We start from the raw sequence: 19,344 nt of genomic DNA on the forward strand, positions 1-19,344 counted from the left end.
GCGGGAATTGCTAAGCTTGGATAAGCGCCGATGCCTTCGGCGATCTTTTTTCGTTGCGCACCACAGCCTCGTGGAAGCACAGCAACGACTCTCACGGTCCTGTTTCAAACGGCCGCCGAACAAAGGAAACCATTGGCTACTCAAGCAAAAGCACAGACCTCAGCACACTCTTCGGAAAGCACCGCCGGCGACCTGGCAGGAAACATCATCGGAGGCGCTGCAGTGTTCATCGGCGTCGTCGGTTTGGCCCTCTTGATCTTCTTCGGCATGTAATAACGCCGTTAGCCAAAATGCCCGCCGCAATAATGCGGCGGGCATTTTTGTGCCCTGGACCATTGGCCATTTATGACACAGCGAACTTCCAGCAACCGTCCAGCCAACAACGGGAAGCATGTCAGAGAATGGTGGCATGCCCACTACCGCAGCGCCCTCAGGCCCGGCCGCCGCAACTCCCCAGCCCGCGCCGGCACACGAACCCCTCCCCAAGCTCACCCGGGCAGACGGCGAGCCCATCCGCGCGCTGGTGGTGGACGATGAGCCCGAGCTGGCCGACCTCATGCGCCGCGGACTGGAAATGACCGGCTGGGAGGTGCGGACCGCCAATGACGGCTTCGCCGCGCTGCGCACGGCCCGGGAATTTGTCCCCGACGTGCTCGTCCTTGACGTCATGATGCCCGGAATGGACGGGGTGGAACTGCTGCAAAAGCTCCGCACCATCTACCCGGACGTGCCCGCCCTGTTCCTGACTGCGAAGGATGCCGTCACGGACAAGGTGACCGGGCTGGCGGCCGGCGGCGACGACTATGTCACCAAGCCGTTCAGCATGAAGGAGGTGCTGCTGCGCCTGCACCGAGTGGTCCAACGCTCCGGGATCACTGCCCCGCAGTTCGCCCTGCTGCAGGTGGGGGACCTGACCCTGAACAAGGACACCAAGGTGGTCCAGCGCGACGGGACGGACATCCCGCTGACCGGCACCGAGTTCGAGCTGCTGAAGTTCCTCATGGAAAACCCACGGCACGTGCTGAGCAAGTCTCGCCTGCTGGACCGCGTCTGGAACTACGACTTCGGCGGCCAAAGCAACATCGTGGAACTCTACATCTCCTACCTTCGCAAGAAGGTCGATGCCGGCCGGCCGCCCATGATCCACACCGTCCGCGGCTCCGGCTACGTGATCAAGCCGGCACCATGACCAACCCGAGCACCGGTGCCGGCCCGGCCGGAGGCGCCATGGCCGGCAGCGTCGCCGGGACGAGAATCAGCACCAGGCTCCGCCAGCTGTCCCGCCCGAACCGCTGGCACTTGAGCACTCGCCTGGTGGCCCTCCTGCTTGCCCTGCTCACGGTCATCGCCGTGCTGATCGGCATGGTCAGCTACGCCACCTTGAGCATGACACTGACCAACCAGTTGGACTCCTCCCTGCAACAAGCCTCGGTGCGCACCGCCGCGTTCTACGCCAGCGCGCCCGGCACCGGCACGCCCGACCCCCTCGAAGCCCGGGCCACCAGTGCCGGCCAGTTGAGCGCGGTCCTGAGCAACGGCCTCGTGCACTATGCAGGAATCCTCTCCCCCACCGGCGTGCGGCAGCAGCTCACCACATCCGACGCCGACATCCTCGCCGGTCTCTCCCCCAACGGCGACGTCAGCAGCAAGCGGCTCTCGATTGGCGGATACAGGCTGCAGGCCGTGGCCGTGCCCGGCGGGGACACCCTGATCACCGGCCTGCCCCTGGCCGCCACGCAGCAGACGCTCTCCACCCTGGTCCTGTCGATCGTGCTGGTCTCGCTGGCCGGCATGCTGGCCCTGGGCTGGGCCGGAACCCTCATCATCCGCCGCAACCTGCGCCCGCTCGCACAGCTGTCGGCAACGGCCACCAAGGTTTCCACGTTGAGGCTCGACGCCGGTGAGGTCGCCCTGGGCGTGCGTGTCCCGGAGGCCGCGGCGCATCCGGGCACCGAGGTGGGCAATGTGGGCCACGCGTTCAACGCCATGCTGGACAATGTGCAGCACGCGCTGGAGGCCCGCCAGCGCAGCGAGACCAAGCTGCGCCGCTTCGTGGCCGATGCCAGCCACGAACTGCGCACCCCGCTGACGGCGATCCGCGGCTATGCCGAGCTGCTGGCCATGAGCGAACCCCTCAGCGCCGACGGCCAAACCGCGCTGGGCCGGGTCCAGGACCAGTCTGTCCGCATGAGCCGGCTCGTGGAGGACCTGTTGACGCTGGCCCGGATCGACGAGGCCCAGCAGTCCGTGGGAGGGACGGCCGGGCGGCCCCTGCAGCCGCTGAACCTGAGTCCGCTGGTCATGGAAGCCGTGAGCGACCTGCAGGTGGCCACGCCGGACCACACGTGGAGCTTTTCCGTGCCCGACGAACCCGTGGACGTCCTGGGCGAGGACGCGGCACTGCGCCAGGTCCTGCTAAACCTGCTGGGCAACGCAGCCAAGCACACACCGGCCGGGACCACCGTCCACACCGAACTGACGGTTTCCCAGGTCGGCTCCTGCACCCTGGCGGTCAGCGACGACGGCCCCGGGATCGACCCGGCGTTCCAGCGCATCATTTTTGACAGGTTTTCACGTGCCGACCAGGCACGCACCAGCACCACGGGCAGCACCGGCCTGGGGCTGAGCATTGTGCAGGGCATTGTCGCCGCCCACGGCGGCACGGTCTCCGTGGCGAGCAGGCCCGGGAGCACCGTGTTCACCGTGCAGCTGCCGCTGGCGCGTGTCGCCTCGGTCGGCGCCCAAGCCGCGCCCGCACAGTAGCCCGCGGGCCCCTTTTCACGGTCGCAGGCCTTCGCCGATAAACTGGCACCCTTGGCCTGATCGAAGGGAGCACCGTGCCGCACGCTCCCTTCAGGCTGCTCCGAACCACGGTTGTGGGTGCCACGGTAATGGGCCTGGCCGCCGGGGCGCACCTGTTCGCAGGCGGCACGCTTCCCGCAGCCCCCATCATGGCGGCGCTGCTGGCCCTGCACATACTCGGCACCACCGCAGCAACCCAATTCCGGCTTGCCCTCCCGGCCATGTCCGGACTGCTTGCCGGCAGCCAGATGGTGCTGCACCAGGCGTTTGAGTCCCTCTCCCACGGGGCACACCTGGGCGCCCAGGCCGGCGCACTCTCCGGCTCCGCGGCCGGAGCGGCCGCCCACCACACCCAGTCCGCGGAGGCTCACGCGGCGGCCATGCTGGCCCAGGCCGCGGCAGACCCCTCGACCCCGACGCTGGCCGCCATGGGCCACGGCCCGATGTCCGGTTGGATGCTCGCAGCACACATCGGCGCCACGCTGGCCGCGGCGGTCCTCCTGGCCCACGGGGAAAACGCCCTGTGGGCCCTCGCAGGCTGGCTCCGGCCGCTGTACCGCAGCGCCGCCGTCGTGCTGCCTGTTCCCGCGCAGCCGGCCCACACCCGGGTGCTGCCGCCACCGCTGCCCCGCCCGCCGTGGCGCAACCTGCGGCCGGACACCAGGCGCGGCCCGCCCCGGCTCCCCGCCTTCGCATAACACCCTTCGACACGGTCGCGGGGTGTCCCCCCGTCATTTCATTCGAAAGGTTTCACCCATGCGATTTTCGCGCACCCTCAAGTCCTCCGCCGCCGTCGGCACCACTGCCGCCCTCATGATGCTGGGGCTCGGCGCCGCCTCCGCCCACGTCAACGCCACGCCTTCGGAAACGGCCGCCGGCGCCTATTCGCTGGTCACGTTCTCCGTGGCACACGGCTGCGACGGCTCGCCCACAACGTCCATGACCATCACGCTGCCGCAGGAACTCACCGACGCCACCCCCACCGTCAACCCGAACTGGACCATCAGCACGGCCATGGAAAAGCTCGACACGCCGCGCACCCTGGCCAACGGCAGCAAGGTCAGCGAGCGGACCAAGTCCATCACCTACACGGCCAAGACACCTCTCGCCGACCACCAGCGCGACGCCTTCACCCTCTCCGTCCAGCTGCCGGAAACGGCCGGTACCACCCTGAACTTCCCCACGCTGCAGAGCTGCGAAAAGGGGCAGACGGATTGGGCCCAGATCCCCGCGGCCGGCGCCGACCACGACTCCGTTGACGCCCCCGCCCCGTCGCTGACCGTCACGGCTGCTGCCGCCGGTGACGGACACGGCGGCCACGGCACTGGCACGAATGCTGCGGCCGGTTCCGGCGCGGATGCCTCCGGCACGTCCGACGGCGGCGCCTCCTGGCCGGCATGGCTCGGCCTGGGTGCCGGGCTGGCCGGGCTGGCCCTGGGCGCTGCGGCGTTCGTGCGCAGCGGCCGCAAGGCCTGACCCTCCACCGTCTATGACGCGGTTGTTGCACTGGAAAGCGCTTGCTTTCACGTATTTGGTGCAACAACTGCGTCACAGTCGGGACCGGGGCTGGATTGTCGGCGCGTCACCATTGACTCATGCTCCGTGCCCGGCAAAAGTGGGGTCATGACCACTGACAACAGCAGTCCCGCCACCCCCGGCACTCCCGGGAAAAAGTCGAACACCGGAAAGGTCGTCGCCCTGACCGTGACCATCACGGTGCTGGCCGTTGCCGTGGTCCTGCTCCTGTGGACCCAGTTCAACGGCAAGGACACGGCCGGGACGGCCCCCACGGAAACGCCCTCCGCCACCGGGGCACCCACCACTGAGGCGGCCCCAAGCGAATCCGCAACGGCGCCCACGGAGGAGGCATCGCCGTCGACCGCGCCCGCAGCATCGCCCCTGTGCACGGCGGCGTCATTGACCGGCGCCCTGGACGCCAGCAGCGGCGGCGGCGCGGCGGGGAGCGTCTACATGCAACTGGTCCTGACCAACAGCGGCTCCGCCGACTGCATCCTGGACGGCTACCCGGGGGTTTCCCTGGTCAAGGCCGGCACGACCGAGCCCATCGGTGCGCCGGCAGAGCGTGATCCGGCGGCACCGTCCAACGGCCCCATCACACTTGGACCGGGCCAAAACGCCTCGGCCACCCTGAGGTACACGCAGGCCGGCAACTACCCGGACTGCAAGAGCGAGCAGGCCGATTCGGTGCTCGTCTACCCGCCGAGCGACACCGGCCACCTGGAAATCGCACACCCTCTGACAGCGTGCAGCAACGCAGACATCAAGCTGCTGACCATCGGGGCGTTCCAGCAGTAGCAGGCACCAGCCGCGGCGGCTACGGCCTCAGCGCCTCGTCGGGGTCGAATTCCTCAAAGGAACCAATGAAGCCGGGGTCGCTGTCCTGTGATTCGCGGCGCCGGCCGTGGCGCAGTTCGTGCAGCTTGTTGGCGGTGAACGCCAGCACGCCGCAGGCCACCAGCTGCAGCGCCGCACCCCACACGTCGGCGTGGATGAGCATCGCCAGGAAGCCGGCAAGGAACACGGCGGCCCCGGCGGTGATGAGCAGCCGGAAGCGTTCGAAGTAGCCGTACACAACAATGGCCGCGCCAATGGCCAGCCACGGGCCGGTCCCATTGAGAAAAGGCAGCAGCGCGCCCAGCAGCAGGCCCGCCACGGTGCCGCCCAGCAGGTACAGGTAATGGTTTCGCGGGGCAACCCACCAGGACGGGTTCTTCCACAGCCACAGCGCACTGGCGCCGCCCACCAGCAGCGAACCGGCCACCAGCAGCCACGCATCGGCGCCCTGCCCACGGTCGGTCACCATGTTGGCCGCGGCCGCCAGCAGAAACAGCAGGGACAGGCCCAGCAGGGGAACCCAGTTGTTCCCCACATGACGTGTTTGAATAGCCCCCACCTACTTTCAAGACCTGCGGAACCCCGCCCGCACCTCCATGGCCCCGGACGGTTGCCGGCAGCTGGTGCCGCATCTATCGCTAGATTACAGCGTGGCCCCGACACTCCTTCACCACTGGTGTCCCGCATCACATGCAGGCGCGTGTTTGCGCCGCCTTCCCCACACAATGTCGGTGCGATGCGGCATGATGGAGCCGTGCACGCAACCACGCCCGCCGCAGGCCACGCGGCCATGAACCAGTTCGCTGCAGCCACGCGCGAATGGTTCCTCGGCGCGTTCGGCTCCCCCACCCCCGCACAGGCCGGCGCCTGGGAGGCGATCTCCGGCGGCGCCCATTCACTCGTCGTGGCCCCCACCGGATCCGGCAAGACCCTGGCCGCATTCCTGTGGGCCCTGGACGGCCTCATCGCGAGGGACAGCGCCACCCCTTCAAGCACGACGCCGGATCCCGGCCAATTGCCCCCCGGCACCTTCAGCGGGGCTGCTTCGGGGACGGGCACCGCGGGTGCGGGCGCTTCCGGTGCGGCGTCCCCGGAGAAGCCGGGCACCCGTGTCCTCTACATCTCCCCGCTGAAGGCCCTGGGCGTGGACGTTGAGCGGAACCTTCGGGCACCCCTGATCGGCATCACCCAGACCGCCGCGCGGCTGGGTGTTGAGGCCCCGCATGTCAGCGTAGGCGTGCGCTCCGGCGACACCCCCGCCAATGAACGCCGCCGCCTGCTCAGCCACCCGCCGGACATCCTGATCACCACGCCCGAATCCCTGTACCTCATGCTGACGTCCAAGGCCCGCGAAACACTCACCGGCGTCGACACCATCATCATTGACGAGGTCCACGCCGTCGCCGGCACCAAGCGCGGCGCCCACCTGGCCCTCTCGCTGGAACGGCTCGACGCCCTGCTGGAAACCCCTGCCCAGCGCATCGGCCTCTCCGCAACTGTGGAGCCGCATTCCACGGTTGCCCGCTTCCTGGGCGGCCTGGCACCGGTCACCATCGTGGCCCCGGCCAGCACCAAGACCTGGAACCTGGCCGTCACCGTCCCCGTGGCTGACATGACCGAACTCCCCGCCCTGGCTGCCGCGCACGACCTCGGCCGCGCCTCCGGCCTGCAACCCAACGCCTCCATCTGGCCGCATGTGGAGGAGAAGATCGTGGACGCCGTGCTGGCGAAGAATTCCACCATCATCTTCGCCAACTCCCGCCGCCTGGCCGAACGCCTCACGGGCCGCCTCAACGAGATCTACATGGAGCGGCTCGAGCTTGCCTTGGCTGGGGAGCTGGTGAAGGACGACGCCGTTCCCTCCGACACTGAACCGTGGCGGACAGCGCCGTCCCCGGCCCGGCTCCCGGCGGAGATGATGGCGCAGGCCGGTGCCGTGGCGGGCGCACCCAACGTGCTGGCGAAGGCGCATCACGGCTCGGTGTCCAAGGAGCAGCGCGCACTGATCGAGGACGACCTGAAATCCGGCCGGCTGCGCGCCGTGGTGGCCACCTCGAGCCTGGAACTGGGCATCGACATGGGGGCAGTTGACCTTGTCATCCAGGTGGAGTCGCCGCCGTCGGTGGCCAGCGGCCTGCAGCGCGTGGGGCGTGCCGGGCACCAGGTCGGTGAGATTTCAGAGGGCCTGCTGTTCCCCAAGCACCGGGCGGACCTGCTGCATTCTGCGGTGACGGTGGAGCAGATGCTGGCGGGTGAGATCGAGCCGCTCGCCATCCCGGCCAACCCCCTCGATATCCTGGCGCAGCAGACCGTGGCAGCCACCGCACTGGAATCCATCGATGTCGATGAATGGTTTGAGACGGTCCGACGCAGTGCCCCGTTCACCGCCCTGCCCCGATCGGCCTTCGACGCCACCCTTGACCTGCTGGCCGGGCGCTACCCCTCGGATGAGTTTGCCGAGTTGCGCCCGCGCATCATCTGGGACCGGACCGCGGGGACCATTACGGGGCGGCCCGGCGCGCAACGGCTGGCAGTCACCTCCGGTGGCACCATCCCGGATCGGGGGCTGTTCGGCGTCTTCATTGTTGGCTCCGAAGAGGGCGCTCCCGGTACCGCCAACAAGGGCGGGCGCCGCGTAGGCGAACTGGATGAGGAGATGGTCTACGAGTCCCGCGTGGGTGACGTCTTTGCCCTGGGCGCAACGAGCTGGAAGATCGAGGACATCACCTTTGACAGGGTCTTGGTCTCCCCCGCGTTTGGCCAGCCGGGCAAGCTGCCGTTCTGGAAAGGTGATTCCCTGGGCCGTCCCGTGGAGCTGGGCCGGGCACTAGGCGCGTTCATCCGGGAGGTCAGCGCCGCACCTCGCGCAAAGGCGCTGGATCGCTGCACCGCCACCGGCCTGGATGAATGGGCCGCCAACAACCTCCTCGGCTACCTTGATGAGCAAAAGGCCGCCACCACCCAGGTCCCCGACGACAAGACGCTCATGGTGGAGCGTTTCCACGACGAGCTCGGCGACTGGCGCGTGGTCCTGCACAGTCCCTTCGGTATGCCAGTCCACGCGCCGTGGGCACTGGCCGTCGCTGCCCGGTTGCACGAACGCTACGGGCTGGATGGTTCCGCCATGGCCTCCGACGACGGCATTGTGCTGCGCGTGCCCCTCATGGACGATGAGCCGCCCGGGGCAGAGCTGTTCATGTTCGACCCCGAGGAACTGGGCGGGATCGTCACAGCGGAGGTGGGCGGTTCCGCCCTGTTCGCCAGCCGTTTCCGTGAATGCGCCGCCCGCGCCTTGCTTCTTCCGCGCCAGAATCCGGGCAAGCGCTCGCCCCTGTGGCAGCAGCGACAGCGTTCCTCCCAGTTGCTGGATGTGGCCCGGAAGTACCCGCAGTTCCCCATCGTGTTGGAGACCGTGCGCGAATGCCTGCAGGACGTCTATGACCTCCCCGCGTTGAAGAACATCGCCGCCTCCATTGAACGGCGCGAGCTGCGCATGGTGGAAACCACCACGAACGAGCCCTCGCCCTTCGCCCGCTCCCTGCTCTTCGGCTACGTGGCCAGCTTCCTCTACGAGGGCGATTCACCGCTCGCCGAGCGCCGCGCCGCCGCACTGTCACTTGACCCTGCGCTCCTCGATGAGCTGTTGGGCCGGGCTGAGCTGCGCGAGCTCCTTGACCCCACCGTCATCGCCCTGACTGAGTCACAGCTGCAGCGTCTCGCCGCCCCCGGCAAGAACAATGATCGCCGCACCCGGGGCCTGGAAGGTGTGGCGGATCTGTTGCGCCTGCTCGGCCCGCTCACCGTTGCGGAGGTTGCCGCCCGTCTGCTGCCTGCGTTGCAAGAAGCGGACGACGCCGGCCTGCCGCCTGCCGCTGTCGACTCACCGCTGCACGTGGCACAGGCCGCTTCCCATTTGGAAGAGCTGCTCAGGACCAACCGTGTCCTCCGCGTGAACATGGCCGGGGAGGAACGCTTTGCCGCCATTGAGGACGCGGCCCGGCTGCGCGACGCCCTCGGCATTCCTCTGCCAATGGGTGTTCCGCTGGCCTTCATCGAGCCCGTGGCTGATCCCCTCGGCGACCTCATCGCCCGCTATGCCCGCACCCACGGGCCCTTCACCACAGCAGATGTTGCGGTGAGGCTGGGACTCGGTGTCGCTGTCGTCCATTCAGGGTTGACGCGGCTGGCCGCGGATCGGCGGGTCACGGAGGGCGAGTTTTTACCCACCGGGCTTGGCCGGCAGGATGGCGGCCCCGAATGGTGCGATGTTCAGGTGCTGCGGCAGTTGCGCAGCCGGTCCCTGGCGGCATTGCGGGCCGAAGTGGAGCCTGTGGATGCGGCCACCTTTGGGCGATTTCTCCCGGCCTGGCAGCATGTCACTGCCGTGTCCGGTTCCCCTGCCTTGCGTGGTTTGGATGGTGTGCTGACAGTGGTGGACCAGTTGGCGGGATTGCCGATTCCGGCGTCAGCGTGGGAGCCGTTGGTGCTTGCGGCACGGGTCAGGGACTACTCACCTGCCATGTTGGATGAGCTGATGTCCACTGGCGAGGTACTCGTCTCCGGCGCAGGTCCCATTGCCGGAAATGACGGTTGGCTGAGCCTGCACGTGGCTGAATCTTCTGAACTCACACTGCACCCGGCCGCCGATTTTGAGCCCACCGACTTCCAGCAGCGGGTGCTCGCTGCATTGGGCAACGGCGGCGCGTACTTCTTCCATCAGCTGCGTGAGATGACAGCCGACGGGCCGGATCTGGTGGCCTCGGATGACGAGTTGACCGTTGCGTTGTGGGATTTGCTGTGGGCAGGGCGCATCAGTAACGACACCTTCGCCCCAATCCGTGCCCTGCTGGCTGGCGGGCACACTGCGCATAAGCAGAAGGCGCCGCCGTCTCGGTTACGGCCTGCGCGCGCTGGGCGGTACGGGCGGCTGCCCGGCCGTGCCGCGGGTGTGCAGCGCGGGGCGCCGCCCATGGGGGCCGGCCGCTGGAGCCTGCTGCCTACTGTGGAAGCTGCCGCAGACACAGCCCAAAATACCCTGCGCAGCCATGCCCTGGCCGAACTATTTCTGGACAGATACGGCGTGGTGACGCGCGGCTCCGTCATGAATCACGGGCTGCCCGGCGGATTCGGGCTCATGTACAAAGTGCTGGCCCGGCTGGAGGAGGGAGGTCGGTGCCGCCGCGGCTACTTCATCGAGCACCTCGGCGCGGCACAGTTCGCCGTCTCCGCCACGGTGGATCGACTGCGCAGTTTCAGCGAAGACGCCGCACTGAATCCTCACCCGCCGCAGGCTCTGGCGCTGGCCGCCACCGATCCCGCCAGCCCCTACGGCGCGGCCCTGCCCTGGCCACCGCTGGATTCCGGACACCGCCCGGGACGGAAGGCAGGGGCACTGGTAGTGATGGTCGACGGCGCACTGGTCCTGTATGTGGAGCGCGGCGGCCGCACGCTGTTGTGCTTTAGCGACGACGAATCATCCGTTTCGTTGGCAGCCGGGGCGCTGGTGCAGGTGGTCAAACGCGGGGCGATCGACAAAATGGCCATTGCGAAAGTCAACGGCGCGGACGTTTTGGGGACCCCTCTGGCCGTAGCGCTGCTAGCGTCCGGGGCCTACAGCTCACCCAGCGGAGTGCGGATCCGCGCCTAACCCCAACGCCGTATCACCTTTGGCACCCTCTTTCCCGACCCCGTATCACCTTTGGCTGGATTCCGCCCAACGCCGTATCACCTTTGGTTGGGTTCCCTTTCTCCATTGCTACAGCGTTGCCGAAAACCCCACCAAAGGTGACACCGCGTCAGCGAATAATGAACCAATGGTGATACGGCGTCGGGGAGAGGGAGGGGTGTGGATCCGAAATGCCTGAGGGCGATACCGTTTGGCGGCAGGCCCGGGACCTGCGCGCAGTTCTTGAAGGCAAGAAACTCGTTTCCAGCGATTTCCGAGTGCCTGCCCACGCCACGCTGGATCTATCCGGCCAAACCGTAACCTCCGTCGAATCCCGCGGTAAGCACTTGTTGATGTACGTTGGCGGACTCGTCATCCATTCGCATCTCGCAATGGAAGGGCATTGGGACAGTTATCCGGTGCACAACGGCCGGTCTGCAAAGTGGCGCAAGCCAACCTTCGCGGCCAGGGCTGTGCTCACAACGGACCAGGCCCAAGTGGTGGGATTCTCGCTGGGCACGCTGGAAGTCTTGCCGGAAGCGTTGGTGGGGAACGCCGTCGGACATCTTGGACCGGATCTGCTGGGGCCGGGCTGGGATGCGGAAGAAGCGCTGCGGCGGTTGTTGGCCGAGCCTGAACGGGCGATTGGGCTGGCACTTTTGGATCAGCGAAATTTGGCCGGGATTGGCAACATCTACCGCAATGAGTTGTGTTTCCTGGGCCGGATCCACCCGGCTTCGGCTGTCATGGGGGTGCCTGATCTGCCGCGGATGGCGGGTCTGGCCAAGCGGCTGCTCGAGGCCAATCATGACCGGTCGCAGCGTTCAACCACGGGAGGCCAGGCACGGGGCGAGGCGGCGTCGTGGGTCTACGGCCTGGCCGGGAAACCATGTAAGCGATGCGGTGTGCTGATCACGCACGGCACGTTGGCCGACCCTGCGTTTACCGTCCGAGCCGCCCGAGATATTTATTGGTGCCCACGCTGTCAGGCGGAACCCGGCGCGAGCTGATCCGGCACAGCATTTGGAAATTCTGCCGGGCCCCCTCGCGGAAGCGTGAAGGCCCAGCCGGCGGCAATTTTTTCAGGCAACACCCTCTTCAGCGCCGTGACGGTATTGCGCCGGTCGCCCCCGCCATCATGTGCCAAGACAACGGCGCCGGGTTCAAACGCCGCCCGAAGATTGGCGGTCAGCGTTGGCACACTTAGATCGTTGCCGTCCCAATCATGAATGACATTGCCCAGACCCAGCGATTGCATGCCTAAGGCCGCCGCCACCTCGGCCGTGTTACCCCAGCTGCCATTGGGCGCCCTGAAATAGGGAACGGGCGCTGACGGATTCTCCACCACTTGCCGAATAATGGTGAGGTTCTCTTTCAAATCCCGCTCCACCTGGCTGCGGGTCCACGACCCCATGTCCGCAAACGATGTGCCGTGATTGCAGAGCACATGCCCCTCGGAGACGATCCGTCGCAGCAGTGCTGCGCCGCCAGGGGCCAAAATGTTCTCGCCGATGACACAGAAGGTGGCAAGAACGCTGTGTTCTCGGAGGAGGTCCAAGACGTCGGAAGTTTCGCCGGGGTTGGGACCGTCGTCGAGGGTGAGGGCAACCGTGTTGCCCTCACCCCGTGCGGCTGCCAGCGGCGCCGTCGTGGGGTTGACGGCCCCTCCAGCTACAAATTCCCGGTCGCTGGCGGGGCGCCACGTTTCCTGCGCCCCACCGCTTTTTGCTGTCATGGTCCCCTCCGCATGGTTGTTAGCGACTGCCGGCTACTTTTCAGACTTGGGCGGGTGCCGCCGTCGAGCCTCTGACAATAAGTTCAGTACCGAGCTCGATCCGCTGGGGAAGTTCCTCGTCACCATCCAAGTGCCGCAGCAGCGCACGCATGGCCGTTTCAGCCATGTGGACCACGGGCTGTCGGACGGTGGTCAGGCCCGGTTCGATCCAATCGGCGGCGGGAATGTCATCAAAACCAATGATGCTCAGGTCCTGCGGAATGCGCAGTCCGGCATTGCGTGCAGCCCGGTAGGCCCCCAGTGCCTGTTCATCGTTGCCGGTGAAAATCGCCGTGGGGCGGTCCTCCAGCTCAAGAAGCTTGCGGGCTCCTGCCTCGCCGGCCGCTACCGAAAAGTCTCCGGGCACAATCAGGGCCGGGTCCATCTCAATGCCGGCGCGTCGCAACGCCGCCAGATGCCCGTCCTCCCGCGCGCTGCTGCATTGCAGATCGGGGCGTCCACCAATCATGCCGATGCGGCGGTGCCCCAAGGCCAGCAGATGCTCCACAGCCGAGAAGGCCCCCTCCCAGTTCGCAGCCCCCACCGTCATAAGGTCAGGTCCCGGCTGCCCCACAGGGTCGATCAGCACCACCGGGATGCCAAGGGATTTGATGCGTTGAATCTGCTTTGCGTCCAGTTCATAGACTGCCAGGAGCAGACCGTCTGATTTACGCTCCGCCAGATTGGCAAGCCAGGGGCGGATCCTGGAACCATCAAGCGACAAGCTGCTGACCACCGTGCCATAGCCCGCGTCTTGGGCTACGCGTTCCACACCCTCAATGATCTCAAGGGACCATTCCGATCTGAGTCCGGGAAAGACCAGATCGATCAGGCCAGCCTTTTTTTGACGTTTGGCCGGTCGGCGCGAATAGTCACGCCGGGCGATGATTTCTTCCACCCGGGCACGAGTTTCGGCCGCAACGTGGGCGTGCCCGTTGAGTACCTTCGACACTGTGGGAACTGAGACCCCGGCTTCCTGCGCTATCTCACTGATCGTTGCGCGACCGGCGTCTTTTTTGGCCACTTGGACCCCCTTTCTACGGCCGGCACCTTCACCAGCCTCATGAATTTTCCGAAAGTCCCCACGTTTGGATCCGTCCGCACATGCCGTACGTCCTGTTGTCCTTTCGTTGCCCCATGGTAGTCCGCGCATCCTGCAAATAGTAACTATCGGCCCGCTCAAGAAACTCCAACTGCGCTCGTGTCGCCGCCGCTTGCCTTTCGGCCCCGTACACCAGCAGCTTCTGCCAGTGGGAAGTACGCGCACCAACGATCCTTGCCGCTGCGTGGTGGAAGTCTGCCAAGGCCGCAGAACCTTCCTCCAGTACAGCCTTCTTCAGCGCAAAATACCCTTCCAGCGCCAAATCCCGCCGACGGCGGGCCGCGGATTCCGTCGTCGGGTCATCGCTGTCGGCGTCGCCGGGTGTCAAGGCCGCTGCCTGGCTGTAGACCGTGCCATCAACAAGGTGTGCGGGCGGAAACGTCATGACGGCATCACCGTTCTCCGGCAGGCCCGCATTCTGCATCACGACCAGGACACGCAGGTCTCCGGAATCATTGATCGCCCGGTGGATGGTGCCGGGGGTAAACCACAGCACGGTCCCCGGTTCCAATGGCGTGGACTTAAAACCGCCGGAGTCCAGGGTCTCCAGCCGTCCGTGCCCCTGCTGCACCGCATATGCCTCTGCCGACGTCGTGTGAAGATGTGGTGCACCTCCGGCCGCGCCGTCCCTTGCGGGCCAGTTGTAGATGCTGACCTCTGAGAGTGCAGTCGCACCTGGGAAGGTAGTCACAAGCGTGCTCAGACCCAAGCACCCAGGGCTGCCGTGGCTACCCCTGCCAGCGACTCTGCCGATTCCTGGTCAACCTCACCGTCGGAGATCACCACGGCATAGCGATACGTCAGCGGGGCGCCGTCCTGCAGCAATACTTCTTCGCTGAAGAAGGGGGCTGACCCCATGCAGGCAAACATGGAGGAACGGGCAAACCACTGGTTCGGGGCGCCCGGATTGGAGCCATCCTCAACAAAAGTGATAGTGGAGGCATTGCAACTCTGGTCGTGCTTGCCGGTGAAGGCCAACCATTCGGAGCGGGTGCCCATGAACTCATCCGTGCCTGTTCCTGCGGCGGAACGGAACTGGCCACCGGTGAAGGACCGCGGACCACGCCAGAAGAGACCGCCGTAGCCGGCGTTGTCCCGTCCCTCGGTGGTGGGGCTGCCGATGCTGATCGGGGCCGGGGAGATGTTGCTGATTTCGGTTTCAAAAAGCAGCGCCCAGGCGAGGACTCCGGGGACGTCCAGGAGTTGGATGTTGAAGCGGCGTTTCTCCGCAATGACAGGATCGCCTTCCTGGGAGCTCCATTCGAGTTCCTCGGCTGCCGTGATGCCAGCCCCGCCGTCGTCGATGCTGCTGAAGGCCTTGTGGTCCATGGCGCCGTTGTTGTCCAGATCCGTATATTCGGTGGCCCGGGTATAGCTTGCACCACCCCAGAAGTTGTCCTTGCCAACGTTGGGCAAGGCCAGGGAGAGTCCCTTGTGCCAGACATGATCCCATGGCCGGAAAATGGTGACTTCGTCGCCCCCCAGTGTGGTGAGCGGGTGGAAATAGGGCCGCGGGCTTTCATATTGAACGTCGGTGGGGTTGTAGGTGTAGCTGGCGATCTGTTGGCCTCCGACGGTGAAGGTCAGTGCTGCACCGTCATCGGAGTAGCGCAGTTTTGTGGAGCTGGGGAGTGTCGTTACGGGGCTGGTCATGTTGGTCTCCTGGAAAGAGTGACGGTCGATTAAGCAGGGTCGGTTAGACGGGGGAAGGCACGGAAAGGGCGGTTTCATCCAGAACCCGTGTGCCCAGCCCTGCTCCGTCCATCCCTGCATAGAACGGGTGCCCGGGCACGATGTCCCCACGGCGGACAGGTACACCGGTGAACGCGGAGGCATAGATGGCTGCGGCGAGTTCCAGCGTCTGGCGTGCCGAATCGGCGCCTGCAGGAAGAGGCTTGCCCGCATCCAGTGCGTCGTACATGGCCAGGAACTGGGCGGAGTGTCCGCTGCCTCGTTCCAGCGGCTGCCCGCTCCATGCGTTGGCCACCGTGGACTCGTGGCCGGGCGCCGGGGTGAGCGTCCAGTTGTCAGTGGAATAGCCATAGAGGTGGCTGAGCTCAATGGTGGCGAATTCGCAGTCGATCCGGATGTCTGAGGTTTCGCGGGGAGAGAGCAACGAGTTGATCAGAGTTGCCACTGCACCGTTTTCAAATCGGACCAACGCGACGGACAGATCCTCTGTGGAGGTGGCCCGCGCCTGCCTCGAGGCAATGGCGGTGACCTCAGTCCAAGGGCCCAACAGGTGCAGCAACAGGTCAAATTGGTGGATGCCATGACCCATGGTGGGTCCCCCGCCTTCGGCCTTCCAGCTTCCGCGCCACGGTAGTTCAAAGTAGCTGTCGGGGCGGTACCACAATGTGTCACAGCGAGCCACGAGGGGACGGCCAAAATCACTGCCGCCGATCAGGGCCTGCGCTGCCGCCGACGCATCACCAAAGCGGTGTTGGAAAACGCAGGAGAACTGCGTCCCGCCAACGGCCTGTGCTGTGTTGAGTCGGTCAAAATCCGCCAGGCTCAGTGCCGGCGGCTTTTCCGAGAGGACATGCACGCCAGCTTCGAGGCATTCGATGGCTTGGTCAATGTGCAACATCGGTGGTGTGCAGAGGTGGACAATGTCCGGTTTGGCTTCCGCCAGAAGCTGCGTCAGGTCCTGATACCTGCCAACGATGCCGTGCTCATCGCTAAAAGCCGCCAGCCGAGCCTCGTCCACATCACATGCGGCAACCAGTTCCACCCGGTCCTTGGCCCGAGACAGGTTGTCTGCATGGATGGCTGCGATCCCGCCCGTGCCTACCAGTGCTACCTTGTACGTCCTCATCTAAATATCTCCGTCTTTGCAGCTTTGAGTGGTCGCGTCATTCGTGGAAAGTTTCTAACTTGGTCAAGAAGTTTCTTAGCAATCCGCAGGCAAGAAACCCCATGGCTATCAACCGTAGAAACAACATATGCTGAAAGTCAAGGGTTTTGTGCACAGAAAGTAAGCATAACTTTCTGATAATTGTTAAAATGGGCATTTCAAGTCCAAGACGGCTTTGGCTACCGGAATTTCGGGGCCGCGGCCACCAAAGGCTTGCCCCGAATACCACCTCGATTCCACGGTTTGCTTCGCCATCTATTCCGCCGGCAACGCCGCCTAGGCAAAATCGTTTGCGACAGGCTCCATGCCGGATGATTGGTCCCACACCGCCGGAAAGTACAGCGCCGCACAGTTGCTGACGGCAGTGGGGCGCTGGACCCTGCAAGGGCAGGCTACAGGGCAGGCTTGCCCTTCAATGCCCGCCTGAATCAGTACCATGTTAGAAGCCGAGGGTTTCGGCGTCTGGGAAAGGAACGGAAAATGGCCAAGGGCCGCATCACCATTGCCGCAATCGCGAAGGAACTCAGCGTGTCCGTACCGACCGTTTCCCGTGTGCTCAATGGCAAGGAAGACGTCGCCGAGAGTACTCGCGTTCGGGTTGAGGAAGCACTGACCCGCCACAACTACCGCAAGCCCGTCGCAGTGAATTCCACGGCCAGATCAGCAGAGTTGCTTGATCTGGTCTTTCACGAGGCAGGCAGCGGCTGGGCCCACGAGATTATCCAGGGCGTGGAGTACGCGGCGGGGCCGGAGCGTATCGGCGTCGTACTCTCACAACTGGGTGGCTCTCACCGGCCTTCCAAGGAATGGCTCGACAGTATTATGGCCCGCCGTTCCATCGGCGTGGTCCTCGTCCTGTCCGGACTGGATGAATCTCAGCGCCACCAGCTCGATGCCCGTTCAATCCCCTATGTCGTCATCGATGCCCATGGTGACCCCGGGTTGGGTGTGCCCACCGTTGGCTCCAATAACTGGAACGGCGGCCTGGTCGCCACCCGGCACCTCATCAGCCTTGGACACAAGAGAATTGCTGTCATTTCCGGCCCCTCCGATGTCATGTGCAGTAGGGCTCGCGTAGACGGTTACAGAAGTGCCCATGACGAGGCGGGCATCGATTGTGACCCGGCGCTGGTTCGGTGGGGAGACTTCGAGATGACGGCCGGACACAAATATGCTCTCGAGCTTTTGCAGGGCCTTGACCGCCCTACAGCGATTTTCGCCGGTTCCGACTACCAGGCCTTGGGAGTCATGCGGGCAGCCCGCGAGCTGGGCCTGATCATTCCCCGAGACCTATCCATCGTTGGATACGACGATCTTCCCGTGACGGAGTGGCTCACTCCCCCGCTCACCACGGTGAACCAGCCGCTGGTGAAGATGGCAACCATGGCCACGCAGATGCTAATTTCCATAGCCCGGGGAAAGCCACTGGCCTCGTCGCGTGTGGAGCTGGGTACCGAATTGATCGTCCGGGAGTCAACCGCGCCGCCGCAGTCCTAGAACTGCGGCGGCGCCCGCCGCGCCGGACGTGCGCCTACGCAGGAAGCTGCAGGTCAACCTGGGCCGGCCCCGCAGCGAGGTCCACCAACACGTGGGAGTCGCCCGAGGCAACGTCAAAGCTGCCGGCAAACGCGTCAAACTGGATACGTCCGTCGTTGTCGGTGACCAGCTCGACCGGATCCAGCCACCATTCTCCGCGGATGAGATCTCGCAGCGCTGAATACGAGGGTTTCTGCGTGCCGTCTGCTCGCAGAAAACCCACTGGAGCGCCCAGCCACGCGCCTGCATCGTCAAAGCCCCAATAGGTAATCGATTCGACGGCAGGATGCGCCACGAGGGCCGAATAGTGGCGAACAATGTCCTCAGCCTGACGCGCCTCACCATCCGTTGTGGTGGGCCAGTCAGCAACAACGTAATCATTGAGGTCCTCGATCTCCGGTGGCATCAGGTCACCGGACAGGATGGTCGTTTCCGTCCAGTGCAGCGGCAGTCCGAACCGTGCAAAGCGATTGCAAATTTCGTTGAGCTGGTCTTCCCCTCTGAACCCCTGATGCATGTGCGATTGCAGGCCAATGGCATCGATCGTGATGCCTGCCGCCAGTACTTCCTCCACGAGACGCTCATACCGGGGCCCCAAATCGAAGTCATTCAAGATCAGTTGCGCCTCGGGGTTCTGACTCCGCGCCTCCTCGACTGCGAGCGCCACCATGGCTACGCGCCCCTTCTCAGCGCACATGCGTGTGATGGCATTCTTGATGTCGTCCGGCTCGTTGACGAAGTCCGGCATGATGACGACCTCGTTGATCGCGTCCCAGGAATCAACGACGCCGGCAAAGTCGCCCACTTCACGGCGAATGCGCCCGCGCAGCAGCTCCTCTGCCTCGGACAACGGCAGCTCATCCACCCATGGGGCTTTGACTGTATGCCACACGAGCGGATGCCCCTTGAGCCGTACCCCGCGGTTGGCCAACCAATTGGCGCAACGAAGGACGCCCTCACGATCAGTGACACCTCGGACGGGCTCGTAGCGCCCCCAATAGAACGCCAGCGTTGCGGTATCGAATAGTTGGGTCCAGAGTTCGCGGGTTTCGCCTGACTCCTCCGCCATATCCGGCGGTGTGCAGCCAAACCCAAAAGCATGCTGACGTTGCGCAACGGTGATGGGCCTGCCTGACAACGGTCTGCCTAGCTCATCGGTGACTGTGATGGTCGCGTTGACCTTGCGGTGGGCATAACGATCTGTACTAGTCATGATTGATTTCCTTTTTGTTTTCGGCAAGCCCGGAGCTCAG

At 65.1% G+C, this 19,344-nt stretch carries 16 protein-coding genes; 9 read left to right on the forward strand and 7 right to left on the reverse strand.

Annotated features, from left to right (window positions below; genetic code table 11):
- Positions 1 to 132 precede the first annotated feature (132 nt).
- The 6 genes from JOF48_RS04760 (at position 133) to JOF48_RS04785 (ending at position 5,118) form a co-directional block, all read left to right on the forward strand.
- Entirely contained in the window at positions 133 to 273 is a 141-nt protein-coding gene (locus tag JOF48_RS04760; RefSeq protein ID WP_209677782.1) for a hypothetical protein, read from the forward strand.
- A gap of 136 nt (positions 274 to 409) precedes the next feature.
- Positions 410 to 1,189, forward strand: a complete 780-nt coding sequence (locus tag JOF48_RS04765; RefSeq protein WP_209677785.1) for a response regulator transcription factor — start codon at positions 410 to 412, stop codon at positions 1,187 to 1,189.
- Positions 1,186 to 2,763 (forward strand): sensor histidine kinase, encoded by a 1,578-nt coding sequence (locus JOF48_RS04770; RefSeq protein WP_245346401.1) that lies wholly within the window; start codon positions 1,186 to 1,188, stop codon positions 2,761 to 2,763. The genes JOF48_RS04765 and JOF48_RS04770 overlap by 4 nt, the downstream gene beginning before the upstream one ends.
- Positions 2,764 to 2,837: 74 nt before the next feature.
- Positions 2,838 to 3,500: a hypothetical protein gene (locus tag JOF48_RS04775; protein WP_209677789.1), complete on the forward strand. Its 663-nt coding sequence runs from the start codon at positions 2,838 to 2,840 to the stop codon at positions 3,498 to 3,500.
- Positions 3,501 to 3,558: 58 nt separating this feature from the next.
- Positions 3,559 to 4,278, forward strand: a complete 720-nt coding sequence (locus JOF48_RS04780) for a YcnI family copper-binding membrane protein (RefSeq protein ID WP_209677792.1) — start codon at positions 3,559 to 3,561, stop codon at positions 4,276 to 4,278.
- A 147-nt stretch (positions 4,279 to 4,425) separates the two neighbouring features.
- Complete coding sequence (locus JOF48_RS04785) at positions 4,426 to 5,118, forward strand: DUF4232 domain-containing protein (protein ID WP_209677795.1); 693 nt, start codon at positions 4,426 to 4,428, stop codon at positions 5,116 to 5,118.
- A 19-nt stretch (positions 5,119 to 5,137) separates the two neighbouring features.
- Here the strand turns inward: JOF48_RS04785 and JOF48_RS04790 are convergent, their stop codons facing one another.
- Positions 5,138 to 5,692 (reverse strand): hypothetical protein, encoded by a 555-nt coding sequence (locus tag JOF48_RS04790; protein WP_209677798.1) that lies wholly within the window; start codon positions 5,690 to 5,692, stop codon positions 5,138 to 5,140.
- Between the two features lie 201 nt (positions 5,693 to 5,893).
- Between JOF48_RS04790 and JOF48_RS04795 the strand changes: the two genes are divergently transcribed.
- Both JOF48_RS04795 and JOF48_RS04800 read left to right on the forward strand, forming a co-directional pair.
- On the forward strand, positions 5,894 to 10,804 hold the full coding sequence (locus tag JOF48_RS04795; RefSeq protein ID WP_209677801.1) for an ATP-dependent helicase: 4,911 nt from the start codon (positions 5,894 to 5,896) through the stop codon (positions 10,802 to 10,804).
- A gap of 209 nt (positions 10,805 to 11,013) precedes the next feature.
- Positions 11,014 to 11,832 (forward strand): DNA-formamidopyrimidine glycosylase family protein, encoded by an 819-nt coding sequence (locus JOF48_RS04800; protein ID WP_209677805.1) that lies wholly within the window; start codon positions 11,014 to 11,016, stop codon positions 11,830 to 11,832.
- Here the strand turns inward: JOF48_RS04800 and JOF48_RS04805 are convergent.
- From JOF48_RS04805 to JOF48_RS04825, 5 genes are read right to left on the reverse strand one after another with little or no spacing between them, the layout of a single operon-like run.
- Positions 11,808 to 12,557 carry a polysaccharide deacetylase family protein gene (locus tag JOF48_RS04805; RefSeq protein WP_209677808.1) on the reverse strand — a complete coding sequence of 250 codons (750 nt, stop codon included), beginning with the start codon at positions 12,555 to 12,557 and terminating at the stop codon, positions 11,808 to 11,810. The two genes, JOF48_RS04800 and JOF48_RS04805, sit on opposite strands and share 25 nt — an antisense overlap.
- 40 nt (positions 12,558 to 12,597) lie before the next feature.
- Positions 12,598 to 13,620 carry a LacI family DNA-binding transcriptional regulator gene (locus tag JOF48_RS04810; protein ID WP_342591158.1) on the reverse strand — a complete coding sequence of 341 codons (1,023 nt, stop codon included), beginning with the start codon at positions 13,618 to 13,620 and terminating at the stop codon, positions 12,598 to 12,600.
- Positions 13,621 to 13,657: 37 nt separating this feature from the next.
- Positions 13,658 to 14,389: a cupin domain-containing protein gene (locus JOF48_RS04815; RefSeq protein WP_209677814.1), complete on the reverse strand. Its 732-nt coding sequence runs from the start codon at positions 14,387 to 14,389 to the stop codon at positions 13,658 to 13,660.
- 8 nt (positions 14,390 to 14,397) lie between these two features.
- A complete protein-coding gene (locus tag JOF48_RS04820) occupies positions 14,398 to 15,351 on the reverse strand; it encodes a DUF6807 domain-containing protein (RefSeq protein ID WP_209677816.1) in 954 nt (317 codons plus the stop codon).
- Between the two features lie 43 nt (positions 15,352 to 15,394).
- Entirely contained in the window at positions 15,395 to 16,516 is a 1,122-nt protein-coding gene (locus JOF48_RS04825) for a Gfo/Idh/MocA family protein (RefSeq protein ID WP_209677818.1), read from the reverse strand.
- Positions 16,517 to 17,035: 519 nt separating this feature from the next.
- Here JOF48_RS04825 and JOF48_RS04830 point away from each other — a divergent pair.
- Positions 17,036 to 18,052 carry a LacI family DNA-binding transcriptional regulator gene (locus tag JOF48_RS04830; RefSeq protein WP_209677820.1) on the forward strand — a complete coding sequence of 339 codons (1,017 nt, stop codon included), beginning with the start codon at positions 17,036 to 17,038 and terminating at the stop codon, positions 18,050 to 18,052.
- Between the two features lie 34 nt (positions 18,053 to 18,086).
- On the opposite strand, the gene JOF48_RS04835 is transcribed toward JOF48_RS04830, so the two are convergent.
- On the reverse strand, positions 18,087 to 19,304 hold the full coding sequence (locus tag JOF48_RS04835; protein ID WP_209677823.1) for an endo-1,4-beta-xylanase: 1,218 nt from the start codon (positions 19,302 to 19,304) through the stop codon (positions 18,087 to 18,089).
- Positions 19,305 to 19,344: the final 40 nt, after the last annotated feature.

The organism is Arthrobacter stackebrandtii (assembly GCF_017876675.1).
Lineage (GTDB): Bacteria > Actinomycetota > Actinomycetes > Actinomycetales > Micrococcaceae > Specibacter > Specibacter stackebrandtii.